This window comes from Paenibacillus paridis (genome assembly GCF_006345825.1).
In the GTDB taxonomy this organism is placed as follows: Bacteria; Bacillota; Bacilli; order Paenibacillales; family Paenibacillaceae; genus Pristimantibacillus; species Pristimantibacillus paridis.
The window spans coordinates 129097-142939 of the sequence record NZ_VCIX01000090.1; the positions used below are offsets into that span (position 1 = coordinate 129097).

Genomic DNA, 13843 nt, shown 5'->3' on the forward strand with positions numbered 1-13843 from the left:
GTAGTTTTTTGGATAAACAAAAAGGGGGAAACAAAGGATGAAGCTGGATGAAATAAGCGAGCAAAGCCGCTTTTGGATTGGAGTCGTGTCCGAATCACATGTGAAGATCGGAGAACAGGGAGGATTCGCACAGCTCTGTCACGGCAAGTCAGCACATTTACGAAAGATGCGCGCAGGCGATTGGTTGATATACTATTCCCCACGCACAGATATGTCAGTAGGGTCACCGCTACAGGCATTCACTGCGATCGGGGAAGTGATCGATGATCAAGTTTACGAATATCGGATGTCTGAATCATTTGTGCCGTTCCGCAGAAATATTAGCTATCTCCCATGTCGGGAAGCTAAGATTAGATATTTGCTGGAACAGCTTAGCTTCACGCGCGGGAAGCGAAATTGGGGCTATTCCTTCCGTTACGGTCATTTTGAGATTGAACGGGAGGACTTTCTGACGATTGCGGATGCGATGCTGAGCCATGAGGCGATCGGGAGCTGCCGTTCAGAAGCGTGAGATAATCGGCTGCGACCATGCCCTCTTGAATAAAAGTAAAGCAAAGGCCAACCAGATGATGATCGGGTTGGCCTTTGCTTGTTATGAATATCCAAGTTTTTGAGAAATTAAATTAGTGAGCTTTACGAGGGTTAGTCTTGATGTCCACTGCACCTTCCTGTGCCTTCAGCTGTGCAAGAAGCTTATCGCCTTCGACATCCAGGTTCGGCAGCAGGCGGTCTAACCATTTTGGCAGCCACCATGCTTTGTCTCCAAAGATGGCCATGACTGCTGGGACGAGCGCCATACGGACGAAGAAGGCGTCAATCAGGATGCCGATCGCCAGCGCAAAGCCAATCTGCTTGATCATAATATCATGAGCAAAGATAAAGCCGGCGAACACCGAAACCATAATAATCGCTGCGGCTACGACGACGCGGCTAGCTTGATCGTAGCCGTGAATAACGCTTTCCTTGCCATGATGACCATGAACATAAGACTCGCGCATCGAGCTGACAAGGAACACTTGATAATCCATCGCGAGCCCGTAGAGGATGCCGGTAACCATAATCGGCATGAAGCTGAGCAGCGGGCCACCCGTGTCGAAGCCGAATAGGTCATGTACCCATCCCCATTGGAATACGGCTGTTGTTATCCCAAATGTGGCAAGTATGCTGAGAAGGAAACCAACCGTCGCTTTGACGGGTACGATGATCGAACGGAATACGAGCAGCAAAATAATGATCGAAAGAATGACGATAATGACGACGTATAGCGGGAACACCTCAGCCAGCTTTGACGACATATCGATATTGATGGCGGTAAATCCGGTAACGCCAATCTTAACGTCATGCGACTGCGCCATGCTGGAGTCGTTGGCGCGAAGCTCTTGAACCAAGTCTTTCGTCTCTTTGTCCGTTGGCCCTGTCTTTGGGATGAGGCTAATAATAGCCATATCACCGGTTTTGTTAACGCCCATAGGCGTTACTACTGAAACGTTGTCATGCTGCTGAAGCTCCTGAACTAGTCCGCCCAGCGTCTCCATTGTAATGGCGCCTGAGGAGCCTTGGGGCTCGGCGACTAGGAGCAGCGGACCGTTGAAGCCCTCGCCGAAACCGTTAGAAATCGCGTCGTAGCTCTGTCTTGCTGTTGTATCAAAGTTGGCTGTCGCACCCGACGGGATGCCCATTTCCATCTTTGCAGCCGGGATCGCAGCTGCTCCGAGAATAACGATGACGGCAACTACGATAACCCAGCGGCCTTTTACGACTCCCGTTACCCAGCGATGCGCGAACCCATTTGAATTGTTGTTGGTTTGGCTGCTGCTCTTCGTGCGAGCTTTGGCTGAACAAATGCGTTCACCGACGAGACCGAGTAAAGCCGGCAGCAGCGTCAGCGCGACCAGCACATTGGCAAGAACGGCTACAGCGGCAACAAGCGCCATTGCGGACAAGAAGCCAATACCGATAACGACCATGCCGCATAATGCAATAATAACGGTCAAGCCGGCAAAAAATACAGCACTGCCAGCGGTACCCACAGCTCTGCTCGCGGCTTCCCGAGCGCTAAGTCCCTGTTCGAGAATCATGCGGCGCTGGCGGTTGACGATAAACAGGGAGTAGTCAATACCGACGGCTAGCCCGACCATAAGCGCAAGAACAGGCGTGAGATCGGTCATATGGAACACGTTCGAGAAGGCAAAAGCACCTCCTACGCTTACTCCTACTCCGATAAGCGCGGTCAGAAGCGGCAAGCCTGCAGCAACAACTGAACCGAGTGTCATGAAGAGCACAACGGCGGCGACGGCAATGCCGATGGCTTCCGTCGAGCCAATTGCAGGCTTAGTAGATAGCGAGTCGCTCGGCAAGGCCGTAATTCCGGTCTTCTCGACAGTCATAGCTGCATCAATTACCGAATCTGGGACCCACTCGGGCAAGGACATTTGCTGAACCGTGAATTGAAATTGGAACAAGGCGACGCTGCTGTCCGAAGCGATCATAACGCCCGGAACAGGCATGCCGTCCACCATCATCGGGCCGTAAGGCGGCAATTCGCCAGCCGCTTCTTGCGTAGACCCAGTAGCTGCTTCGCCTTGTGCTGACTGGTTGCCTTGCGCAGCAGCGGCGTCGCTCATCGATGCTCCGGCTTGTGCGGCGAGTTCAATCGGATTAATCACATACTCAAGTTGATATACCTCGTTAACAGCTTCGCTAATTGAGGCCAAACGCTCCGGCGTATCCAGACTCTCGCCCTTTGGTGCCGTGAACACGATGCTGGCTTGTCCGCCCGAAGCTTCGGGGAGCTCTGCCGTCAGTTGATCTAATACCTTTTGCGATTCCGTGCCCTCGATTTTCATATCGGAAGTAACATGGATGCCGTTGATCCCTAGAATGGTGAGAACAATTCCGAGAATCGCGATCCAACTGACAATGAAATACCATGGTTTGGTATAAGCCGATTTGCCTAATCTGTACAGAAAAGTTGACATGCGTTCATAATTCTCCTTTGTATGTGGGAATAACTTGTGGATATGGGCTAGAAACCGTTTCGTAAATAACCAAACATTTTATCTAAATATTGATCGAGCGTAATAGTCTCCGGGGTTTCTGCTGCTTTTTGTCCTGGAAGCAGTACGTTTAGGCTGCCGTCAAGCAATGGAAGGACAGCCCCGTAAACAGCTCCGACAAGAAGGTAGATATATCCTTCAGGATAACGTCCATGAGATAATTTGCTTAACGTTTCCTGGGCGGTTATTTGCAAACGGTGCAATCCGCTCAGGATGTACGGCTCAAGTGATGGGTACTGCTTCGAGAGCGATACAAGCTGCTGCAATTTCACAAAATGCTCTGCTGTAAGCTGCATCTTCATTAAATGGTACAAAATCTCAAGAGGAGGAATATCTTCATGTAGACCAGCAATCCAATTTGCAATTTCATCGGCGCCTTTGAAGATGAGTGCTGAGGAAGCTATCGCTTCCTCTTTGCAAGAGTAATGGTTAGCAAACGTTCTTCTGGAGTATCCGGCGCGCTGCACGACATCCTCCACAACGAATCCGTCCATTCCCTTCTCCATAGCAAGAGCGAACGCTGCATCGGCAAGCGCATTCCCGGTTGCTTCCCTTTTCATATCGCGTAGGTTTGGTTTGTTCATCATGTAACGCTTAAGCGTTCACCTCTCTTTTAGATAGAATGGCAGTATCTTCAAATATAATTCCTTATCTATATTATTGCCCAATGGGCAATAATGCACAATGAGCAAGTTGTTACGAATTTGTGGCGTATAACATCAAAGATTATTTTTTTTATTCAAAAGTCGGAAAAGTGCTAGTTCAATAGTCGTAATTATGTTAGTAGACTAACAAGTTTTGTGATAAAATGAGAAAATACCTGAAAATGAATACTGAAAAGGGGAAGGTGAAATGAAATCAGATCGATCGATTGCGCTAGAACTTAGAACGCTAAGAAATATGCTGCAAAGACAAGTGGACGGATTTATGAATCAAAAATATGGCGATCAATTAACCGGCATGCATGGATGGGTGCTGAAGTACTTTGTCGATAACCAGGACAAGGAGATTTTTCAACGCGATTTCGAGAACAAATTCACCATCCGGCGTTCGACGGCAAGCAAGATTTTGCAATTAATGGAGAAGAATAACCTTATTATCAGGCAATCGGTTCCCTATGATGCCAGGTTAAAGCAAATCATCCTTACGCCAACTGCGCACGAGTACTATGAGGCTATTATTAGTAAATATGCCCAGATTGAACGGGAATTAAAAAAGGGGTTATCGCAAGAGGAACTGGACAATTTTTTTAACGTCTTGGATAAAATCAAAAGCAATTTGGAGTAGCAGTCGCCTAAGTTGTTTTAGCGGCTTTTAATATTGTAATATAGTTAGTAGGCTTACAGTTCTATGGCTAACAACATGGCGAAGGAGCGTTTGATAAATGCTTAAGATTTTGAAGTATTTTAATCCCAAAAATGTTTGGTTTATCGTCATCAGTACCGCATTTATCGTGTTCCAGGTATGGCTAGACCTCAAGCTTCCTGATTATTTGGCGGAAATCACCAAGCTGGTGCAAACGGAAGGCAGCTCCTTAAGCGAGGTATGGGAGCCAGGCGCCTATATGATGCTGTGTGCTATCGGAAGTTTAATTGCATCCTTTATCGTAGTCTATTTGGTCGCGAAGAGCGCCGCATCGCTGGCTAAGCGGCTTAGGGGCTTGCTCTTCGATAAGGTTGAATCATTTTCCATGGCCGAAATGAACCAATTCTCGACGGCGAGCCTCATTACGCGTTCCACGAATGATATTACGCAAGTGCAAACGATTGTGGCGATGGGGCTGCAAGTGATGATTAAAGCGCCAATTCTGGCAGGCTGGGCCATTGTGAAAATCTCCAGCAAGAGCTGGCAATGGACGCTTTCATCCGGCGTTTCGGTTGCGCTGCTTCTTCTCATGATCGCAATCGTTATTTTGTTCGCTATGCCAAAGTTCAGATTGATTCAAGGGCTGACGGACCAGTTAAACCGAGTTACGAGAGAAGGGCTGCATGGCCTGCGAGTCATTCGAGCTTATAATGCGGGACCAAGCCAAGAGGCGAAGTTCGATCACGCGAATCGGGATTTGACCGATGCGAATCTGTTCACAAGCCGATTGATGGCATTGATGATGCCGGTCATGAGTCTGATCATGAGCGGACTCAGTTTGGCGATTTATTGGATCGGCGCCTATCTGATTAACGGAGCGGATACCGTGGCTCGTCTCGGCTTGTTCAGCGACATGGTCATTTTCTCTTCCTATGCGATGCAAATTGTTATGGCCTTTATGATGCTGTCGATGGTTTTCTTCATGCTGCCGCGGGCGTCAGTCGCAGCCAAGCGTGTCATGGAAGTATTAAATACAGAACCAAGCATCAAGGATGGCCGTTCCAAATCGACGAATACCGCAAAAACAGGCGAAATTGAATTCCGAAATGTCAGCTTTAAGTATGCGGATTCGGATGAATATGTACTGAGGGATATCAGCTTTGTTGCACGCAGGGGCGAGACCGTAGCATTCATCGGCTCCACGGGCAGCGGCAAGAGTACGCTGCTTAACTTAATTCCGAGATTTTATGACGTGTCGGAGGGCGAGGTGCTTGTCCAAGGGTTAAACGTAAAAGATTACGAGCTGAGGGATCTCCATAACAAGCTAGGTTACGTCCCTCAGAAAACCGTTCTATTCAGCGGAACCGTGACATCCAACGTTGCCTATGGCGATAATGGCCGAGCGGCAGGCTCGGCGGACGATGTGAAGAAAGCGGTAGCGATCGCCAAAGGCCAAGAGTTTGTTGAGAAGCTGGAAGGCGGATATGAGGGCAGCGTCTCGCAAGGAGGCTCGAACTTGTCCGGCGGCCAGAAGCAAAGGTTATCCATTGCCAGGGCGATCTACCGCAAGCCTGATATTTATATTTTCGACGATTCCTTCTCTGCGCTTGATTATAAGACTGACCGTCAGCTGCGTTCCATGCTGAATCAAGAAACAGCGGGCGCTACCAACCTCATTGTGGGGCAGCGCATCGGAACGATCAAGGAAGCCGATCTCATCCTCGTTCTCGACGAAGGCAAAATTGTAGGAAGAGGCACGCATCAAGAGCTGCTTCAGACCTGCGAAGTATATCGTCAGATCGCGAACTCTCAGTTATCGAAGGAGGAGCTTGAAATTGGCTAAACAACAGGTCGCAACTAAGCAAAACATCGATTTCAAAGGAACAATGGGCAAGCTCGTCGCTTATTGCAAGCCGTACCTTCCTCTTATTATCATTGCTTTGCTGCTATCCGTCGTGGGCACGATCTTTACGATTATCGGGCCAGGTAAGCTGAAAGACATGACGGATTACATTACTGAGGGACTAATGGGCGAAATCGACATGGACGCGGTCACCAGCATCGGCATACTGCTTGCCGTCCTATATGGATTAAGTGTCATCTTCTCGTTTTTCCAAGGCTATATTATGGCTACTGTAACGCAGAAGGTGTCGAGAAGCTTGCGCACCCGCATCTCCAAGAAGATTAACAAGCTTCCGCTAAAGTATTTCGATTCCACGAGCAATGGCGACGTGCTGAGCCGTGTTACGAACGACATCGATACGATTGGTCAAACGATGAATCAGAGTGTCGGGATGCTTGTTACATCCGTCACCATGCTGGTCGGTTCATTGGTCATGATGTTCTATACCAACGTGTGGATGACGTTGACGGCGATCATTTCCACTTTTTTAGGATTTGGCTTCATGACGGTGATGATCAAAAAATCGCAAACGCATTTCGTTCACCAGCAGGCAAACCTTGGTGCGATGAATGGCCATGTCGAGGAAATATTTTCTGGCTACGATGTCGTTAAGGTTTATAATGGCGAGCGGAAGGCGAAGGAAACGTTTAATGAAATAAACGATAAATTATATGAAAGCTCCTGGAAGTCGCAATTTTTATCCGGCTTGACGATGCCGCTCATGATGTTTGTCGGAAACTTTGGATATGTAGCGGTATGTATTGTCGGCGGGGCATTGGCGATGGATGGCCAAATTTCGTTTGGCGTTATCGTTGCATTCATGCTCTATGTCCGCCTGTTCACGCAGCCGCTAGGGCAAATCGCGCAAGCCGCGACAAGCTTGCAATCGACTGCAGCCGCAGCCGCGCGCGTTTTTGAATTTTTGGAGGAGAAAGAGCTTGAGGACGAGAAGCATAAATCGAAGGTGCTTAAGGATGTTAAGGGGCAGGTGGAATTCCGCAATGTTACCTTCGGCTATGATCCGAATAAGCTTATTATTAATGACTTCTCAGCCCGCGCCTTGCCCGGCCAGAAGATCGCCATCGTTGGGCCGACAGGTGCGGGGAAAACGACGATTGTCAATTTGTTGATGCGATTCTATGAGCTGAACGGCGGGGAAATTACAATCGATGGCGTTCCTATCCATGAGCTTCCTCGGGAAAATGTGCATGAGCAGTTTTGTATGGTGCTTCAGGATACGTGGCTATTCGAAGGGACGATCAAAGAAAATATCGTCTTTAATAAGCAAGGCGTTACCGATGCCGACGTGAAGGAAGTCTGCAAGGCTGTCGGCATTGATCATTTTATCCGCACGTTAACGAATGGCTACGACACGGTATTGAACGAGCAGGTGAACCTTTCTGCAGGCCAGAAACAACTGATCACCATTGCAAGAGCGCTCATTGCGAACGCCCCGCTGCTCATCCTCGACGAAGCGACAAGCTCCGTCGATACGAGAACGGAGCTTCTCATACAGGAAGCGATGGACCGCTTAATGGCGGGACGAACATCTTTTGTTATCGCGCACAGGTTGTCTACGATTAAGAATGCCGATATTATCCTTGTTATGAAGGACGGCGATATTATCGAGAGCGGCAATCATTACGAGCTGCTTGCGGAGAACGGCTTCTATGCCGAATTGTACAATAGCCAGTTTGAGACGGCGGAAGCGGCTTTGTGAAGACAATAGAATGATTTAAGGACTTAGCCTATAAGTCCATTCTTTAGACGATCACTTTTCCTGCATTTTGGGAGGGGTGATCGTTTTTCTTGTTATGGAATTTATTGGTTGGACTCTTCCCGATAAAGCGCGGATAATACCAAAATGCCGCACTTATTCCATTAACCTGCTGCTAGGCAAGTGCTATAGTTTGGGAGGAAAGATAGACCAAGCAGGGGAGGAAATACAATTGAAAAGTTGGAACAGGCCGATTGCCAAGCGGGTGTACACCATAATGCTGGCAGTCCTAGTCATGATGGCAGGATTGCCCGCATTATCCGTTAAGGCGGCAGAAGAGGTTGCCAATGCCCGTTTTATTGTAGAATCGTATCCATCAGAAAGTATGGATAAGGAAATGACTTACCGCATTTATTTGCCGGAGGGGTATGCGGATAATGAGCAGCGTTACCCGGTTGTCTATTTGCTGCACCAAGAGGACAGCTCAAGCCAGCAGTTCGCCGATGCGGCTGTAGACAAGAAGCTGGATGAGTGGATGGCCCAAGGGCTGATGCAGAAAATGATCGTCGTTATGCCGGATACAAGCGGAGACAGCTGGTTCGTTAACAAGGCAGACGCTCCTTGGGAGGATATGCTTGTAAGCGATCTCATTCCGCATGTCGACGACACTTATAGAACGATTCCGCTGGCAAAATTTCGAGGCATTAGCGGTGTTTCGATGGGCGGCTATGGCGCTTTTGTGCTTGGCCTCAAGCACCCCGAGCTGTTCAGCTCGATTGGCAGCCACATGGGAGCGCTCGACAAGAAGGTAGAGGGACTGCAGCCGCTTGAGATGATTAAAGCGATAAGCGCAGCGAACCAGAAGGCATATAAATACTATTTGGATGGCGGAACGGAAGATCCGAGTACGTATGCGGACGGTTCTACCAATGATATCCATGCCTATTTCCGCGGGGCGAAGGTCGCTCATGAATACCAAATGAGGCCAGGCGGCCATACGGCAGATTACTATCTGCGTTATTTGGATCGTTCGTTTATGATGCACAGCAACAATTTCGGAAGCAGCCTAGTGAAAGGAAGCTTCACGGCAGCCCCGCAGGCCATTAACGTAGGCCAGCAGACGGTGAAGGTTGATTTTACAGTCAATCTGGACCGAGCTAGCGCCGCAAATTATGTACTGAATCAAACGACCAGCAGCAATTTTCATTTGAATACCCTTGTCCAGGTCACCGATGTAAGCGGAGTGGCGCTGTATAGTGATTCTGTTGATCTCGGCGATGTGATCACGGGATCTGCGCAGGGCAGCTTTACGGGAAGCTTTACGATTCCGGTAACAGCTCTTGGCCAGGATAAAAGCTATAATGTCACACTTAGCGCACGTTTGCTAGGGATGACCTATGCGCTCGGAACTAAACCTCTTATTCAGGTAACACCAATGGGGACTGCGGCTGAGGATGTTCAAATTGACTTGCTTGGCGATTGGTTCTTCACGAAGGACACTTTCCCCAGCAGCTCGGTGAATGGCCTGACTCCTGATCTTCAGAACGGAGATTGGCGCACAGTACAGCCAGGCTTGGACTGGTGGACAGATGGCTTCGGAGGCTACAGCGGACTCAATAATTATTACGGCGCCGCTTGGTATTACAGGGAGTTTACAGTCCCGGATGATTTCCCGGATCAGGATTTAACTTTGCTTGCAGGCAAAATTGATGACGCTGACCAAACCTATATTAATGGACAGCTAGTTGGCAAAACAGGCTTTAATGATAATGGAGAGTATACAAGCTCATTCTGGGCAGCCTCCAGATCGTACAGCGTGCCTTCAGGCCTCCTGAAACGCGGCGAGACCAATACAATCGCGGTTCGTTTGTACAACCAGAACGGCGGCGGCGGCTGGTATTCCGGGCCCATTGGCATTTACACGAAAGCAGCGCTTCAAAAAGTGAATAAGCTTCCTTCTAAAGTGCCTAGCGAAAGCGTTGTTGCCGACGTTAAAGCGCTGGCTGTGAAGCAGTTGAATGCCATTAGCAGCCAAGAGATGCAGGCGTATCGAAATACGCTGTCGGCTGGCTATTTCGAGAAGGGGTATGACAAGCTGCAGCGCATCGATCAAATAACCCAGCTTGTTAAGGGATACACCAATGTAAAAGCGCAGGTTGAAGGGGCTTATGTATTTGAGCTTGATGGCAAATATTTATATACCGCCAACGTGACGCTTACAGGCAAAAACGATCAGGATGAGACGGTAACGATTAAGCAAGCGGCTGTCTCGCAGTATTACAAGTACGAGAATGGCGCAGTGAAGGAAACCGGCGATCAAAAGCTGTTCTATGTCACGGAGTTTTTCTCCGAGAGCGCTAACCGGATGGTCAAATACCGTGTATATTTGCCGCCTAGCTATCTAGATCAGCCAAGCAAACGTTACCCGTCCGTTTATTTGCTCCACCAGTTCAATAGCGACAGCGAGTCGTTTGAAATTGACAAGATTGATCAAATTTTGGACAAAGGCATACAGCAAGGCTCGATAAAGGATATGATCGTTGTCATCCCTGACTCCAGCGGCACCAGCTTCTGGGTTAACGGCGCCGGAGCGAATGGCGTGAAATGGCAGGATATGGTGACCAAGGATTTGGTGCCGCTTGTCGATACCCAATATCGCACGATTGACGATGCCCGTTACAGAGGCACGACAGGAGTATCAATGGGTGGTTTCGGCGCTTTCGTAATCGGATTCCAGTATCCGGACCAGTTCTCGAGTGTGGCCAGCCATATGGGTGCGCTAAGTATGACGAATACAGGCCAGTTCCCGGTAAAAATCGTAACCGATTATCCGGTAGAAGCGTTGAAGAGTTATTCGATTTATTTTGACTCGGGCAATCTGGATGTGTACAGCTTTGACCTTCCAGTCAATACGCTGCACAAATATTTGATGAATGCGGGAGTTCCGCATTATGCTGAGGTGCGCGATGGTGCGCATGACAGCGCATTTTATACCAAATCGATTGACCTGTCCTTTGCTCAGCATAGCACTCATTTCCGTTCGGCGAGCGTGGGCAATGACGTATTGAGCGGCAAGGTTAAGGTGGAGGCTGTTGGGGAAACAACGGAGCTGACCTATGAATTGCTCAGCACCGATGCGCTTGCAGCTTATGCAAATGAAATTCCAGCCTCCGCCTATGTGAAGGATCAACATCCGGTACTGAAGCTGCCGGTTACGGTGGACTTCTACAACAAGACTAGCGGGGAGAAGCTTTATAGCTATCAAACGGAGGAATCAACGAAGGGAGCCCAGGGCTTCACTGGCACATTTATTGTACCGCAAGCTATGACAGCAGGGACATATGAGGCTGTTCTGACATCGGCTGTCCTGGATCGCAGCTTCGAGCTTAGCAGATTGACGTATACCGTTTCTTCTGGCGATGGCGGACCTGTTACCGAAAACCCTAGCAACGGAGGCGTAGTTACGCCGCCGGCGAATGAGTCGAATGTTGGCGTCGTGGGCATTGCCGATATCCAGAAGGCATTGGCAGCGCAAACGGGTCTTGAGCTAAAAGCTGGGGATAACAGCAAGCTGGAGATCCCTTATGAAACGCTGAAGCAGCTAAGCGAATCAGTAGGCTTGGAGCAGCTGAAGGAGCTGGCTTGGAAAGTTGACCAGTTGTCTCAGGCTGATCAGTCTGCATGGTTGAAGCAGGCCAGTTCGCAGTGGACTGGACAATGGGCATCCGCAGGCAAACTCGTGGATTTCCAGTTAACCGCCGTTATGAAGAATGGAACAGCACGTCCATTAAACGTACCATTCACGAAGGCTGTACGAGTAAGCCTGAAGGCAGACGCTAATGCCGATTATGAGCTAACTGGCATATACCACTTGACTTCAGATAATAAGCTGGCGTTTATTGGCGGCACTTACGATGCTGCAAGCGGCATGATTCAGGCCGACCTAGCGCATTTCAGCGCTTATGGCGTGCTTTCGTTTACGAAAGCATTCAAGGACGTACAAAAGAACCACTGGGCTCATCGGGCTATAGAGGTACTGTCAGCCCAGCATGTTGTAGTGGGCACAAGCGACGAGGTATATTCACCGAATCGCCAAATTACACGTGCGGAATTTGCGGCACTGCTGGTTCGTTCACTTGGTTTGACTGACAATGGAGCGGAGCTTCCATTCCGGGATGTGCCAGCGGATAGCTGGTATTATGCACCGGTTGCGGCAGCTTTCCATACCGGTCTTGTTCGCGGGATGAGCGAGCAGGCATTTGTTCCGCATAGCACGATTACTCGCGAGGAAATGGCAGTAATGCTCTACCGCGCATATCAATGGAAGACGAAGCATGAATCTTCCCAAGCGGATAAACTAGGCAGCTTTAGCGATGAGCCGCAGATTCATAGCTGGGCACGCCAAGCCTTGAATGAGATTGTTGAACTTGGTCTGATCAAAGGGACAAGCGACACAACGCTGGCCCCGCTTAGCCAAGCGACTCGCGCAGAGGCGGCTCAGATGGTTTATCATTTGACTCAAGCCGTGCGTTAAGCAAGGCAGGCGATTAAGAAGGTATTAGAAGATGCCCCATGAGCCAATGGCTTTTGGGGCATCATTTTTTTAGCTGGAACGTTTAGGATTTGTTCTTAATATAATCCACCCACTGCGCATGCAGCTCTTGCTCAGAGCATTGGAAAATCCCTTTAAAGCTAGTGGGATTTCGAATCACTTGATTTAAGGCACCCAAGCCAAATTTTTCAATGACGAACTCGACGATTAAATAAGAAAATTGAAAGCCTTTCATCGTTTCAAAATCCCAAGTATCATTATTGAGCTCATGGAAGGACGGGATAACAAGCTGATCAATGATATCTAAAGTGCTATGCTTGATGAATTCCTCACTCATTCCTCTCGACTCATATCCTCCAATGCCCTGACGGATCCATTTAGGAGCAAGCGGATTAATGTCTGTAATGAGCCACATCGTGAACAGGTGGATGGTGGAGGTAAGGATGGACTGGTACGTATGCTCCGGTCCGGGATTCAAAGGGGACACAATCTTTAAAATATTGTCCTCAAACGTACCCATGAACCAGTTGGGAGCATTTTGTTCTCCGACAGCCTGATGAAAGGTTGGTAGATCACGATAAATTTCGATGATAATTTTTTTGGAGGGCTGGTGATTATATTTCAATGAAATCTTCTCTACATGCTGCTTGAGCTCATTAAACAAGTCTTGTTGAACCTTCTGCAGCCGTTCATTCGTGTCATTGGCGTCGCTTTTGTTTACGATGGATATCCTATCCAGTATAGACATAATGGCAATGTCACCCCATTCTTTTAATTCACTTCGTAATTTCTCCAATGCTCGGTACAAGCGGTTTTTGACCGCGCTCTCACGCATTCCGACGATCTTGGAAATGTCCGACAAGGTGCAGTCCACAAAGAAACGCAGTGCTATGATCTGTTGATCGAGCTCATTTAGTTTTTTTAATGCTGCGCTAATATCAATACGGATTTCAACATATTTCGCAAAATCAAGAGACACAGACTGTGATTCGTAACTTGTATAATCGTAGGCAAGTTCTTTTTTTCGTGATGCGCTTCGATATTCATTTTTCGCGATATTTTGAGCGATCTTGAAAATCCAAGTGAATACGCTGGCATTTTCTTTAAAGGAATGAATATTTTCGATAGCCTTTAAGAAAACTTGCTGGGTTAAGTCTTCCGCAGCCAGCGGATTTACTTTCAATGAAAGATATTTGCAAATTCGATGGCGATACTGATTATAGGTGATTTCAAAGTTTTTGATTTGTCCCTGTTTATCCGGATAAACAGGGAGTTTGTCATGAGCTCCTGACATGGTAAGAACCTCCTCT

The 13843-nt window shown here is 48.4% G+C and carries 8 protein-coding genes; 5 read left to right on the plus strand and 3 right to left on the minus strand.

Translation table 11 applies throughout. The features are described from left to right. Positions 1-37 precede the first annotated feature (37 nt). Positions 38-511, plus strand: coding sequence for an EVE domain-containing protein (locus FJQ58_RS19920; RefSeq protein ID WP_139996524.1), 474 nt, complete (start codon positions 38-40; stop codon positions 509-511). A 112-nt stretch (positions 512-623) separates the two neighbouring features. Here the strand turns inward: FJQ58_RS19920 and FJQ58_RS19925 are convergent, their stop codons facing one another. Both FJQ58_RS19925 and FJQ58_RS19930 read right to left on the minus strand, forming a co-directional pair. Then, positions 624-2978, minus strand: a complete 2355-nt coding sequence (locus tag FJQ58_RS19925) for an MMPL family transporter (RefSeq protein ID WP_139996525.1) — start codon at positions 2976-2978, stop codon at positions 624-626. A gap of 47 nt (positions 2979-3025) precedes the next feature. After that, positions 3026-3640, minus strand: a complete 615-nt coding sequence (locus FJQ58_RS19930) for a TetR/AcrR family transcriptional regulator (protein WP_139996526.1) — start codon at positions 3638-3640, stop codon at positions 3026-3028. 268 nt (positions 3641-3908) lie between these two features. Here FJQ58_RS19930 and FJQ58_RS19935 point away from each other — a divergent pair, with 268 nt between their 5' ends. The 4 genes from FJQ58_RS19935 to FJQ58_RS19950 all read left to right on the plus strand — a co-directional run bounded on the left by FJQ58_RS19935 (position 3909) and on the right by FJQ58_RS19950 (position 12515). Then, positions 3909-4343 carry a MarR family winged helix-turn-helix transcriptional regulator gene (locus FJQ58_RS19935; RefSeq protein WP_139996527.1) on the plus strand — a complete coding sequence of 145 codons (435 nt, stop codon included), beginning with the start codon at positions 3909-3911 and terminating at the stop codon, positions 4341-4343. Between the two features lie 97 nt (positions 4344-4440). Next, positions 4441-6204: an ABC transporter ATP-binding protein gene (locus tag FJQ58_RS19940; protein WP_139996528.1), complete on the plus strand. Its 1764-nt coding sequence runs from the start codon at positions 4441-4443 to the stop codon at positions 6202-6204. A gap of 43 nt (positions 6205-6247) precedes the next feature. Then, complete coding sequence (locus FJQ58_RS19945) at positions 6248-7984, plus strand: ABC transporter ATP-binding protein (protein WP_139996571.1); 1737 nt, start codon at positions 6248-6250, stop codon at positions 7982-7984. 229 nt (positions 7985-8213) lie between these two features. Continuing rightward, positions 8214-12515 (plus strand): alpha/beta hydrolase-fold protein, encoded by a 4302-nt coding sequence (locus tag FJQ58_RS19950; RefSeq protein ID WP_162341626.1) that lies wholly within the window; start codon positions 8214-8216, stop codon positions 12513-12515. An 82-nt stretch (positions 12516-12597) separates the two neighbouring features. Here the strand turns inward: FJQ58_RS19950 and FJQ58_RS19955 are convergent, their stop codons facing one another. Next, the gene (locus tag FJQ58_RS19955) at positions 12598-13827 is read right to left on the minus strand and encodes an RNA polymerase sigma factor (RefSeq protein ID WP_139996530.1); all 1230 of its coding nucleotides are present in this window, start codon (positions 13825-13827) and stop codon (positions 12598-12600) included. Positions 13828-13843: the final 16 nt, after the last annotated feature.

Bases quoted from the DNA above. Each gene is read 5' to 3' on its own strand.
- FJQ58_RS19920 (WP_139996524.1), top strand. From the start codon at position 38: ATGAAGCTGGATGAAATAAGCGAGCAAAGCCGCTTTTGGATTGGAGTC.
- FJQ58_RS19925 (WP_139996525.1), bottom strand. From the start codon at position 2,978: ATGTCAACTTTTCTGTACAGATTAGGCAAATCGGCTTATACCAAACCA.
- FJQ58_RS19930 (WP_139996526.1), bottom strand. From the start codon at position 3,640: ATGAACAAACCAAACCTACGCGATATGAAAAGGGAAGCAACCGGGAAT.
- FJQ58_RS19935 (WP_139996527.1), top strand. From the start codon at position 3,909: ATGAAATCAGATCGATCGATTGCGCTAGAACTTAGAACGCTAAGAAAT.
- FJQ58_RS19940 (WP_139996528.1), top strand. From the start codon at position 4,441: ATGCTTAAGATTTTGAAGTATTTTAATCCCAAAAATGTTTGGTTTATC.
- FJQ58_RS19945 (WP_139996571.1), top strand. From the start codon at position 6,248: ATGGGCAAGCTCGTCGCTTATTGCAAGCCGTACCTTCCTCTTATTATC.
- FJQ58_RS19955 (WP_139996530.1), bottom strand. From the start codon at position 13,827: ATGTCAGGAGCTCATGACAAACTCCCTGTTTATCCGGATAAACAGGGA.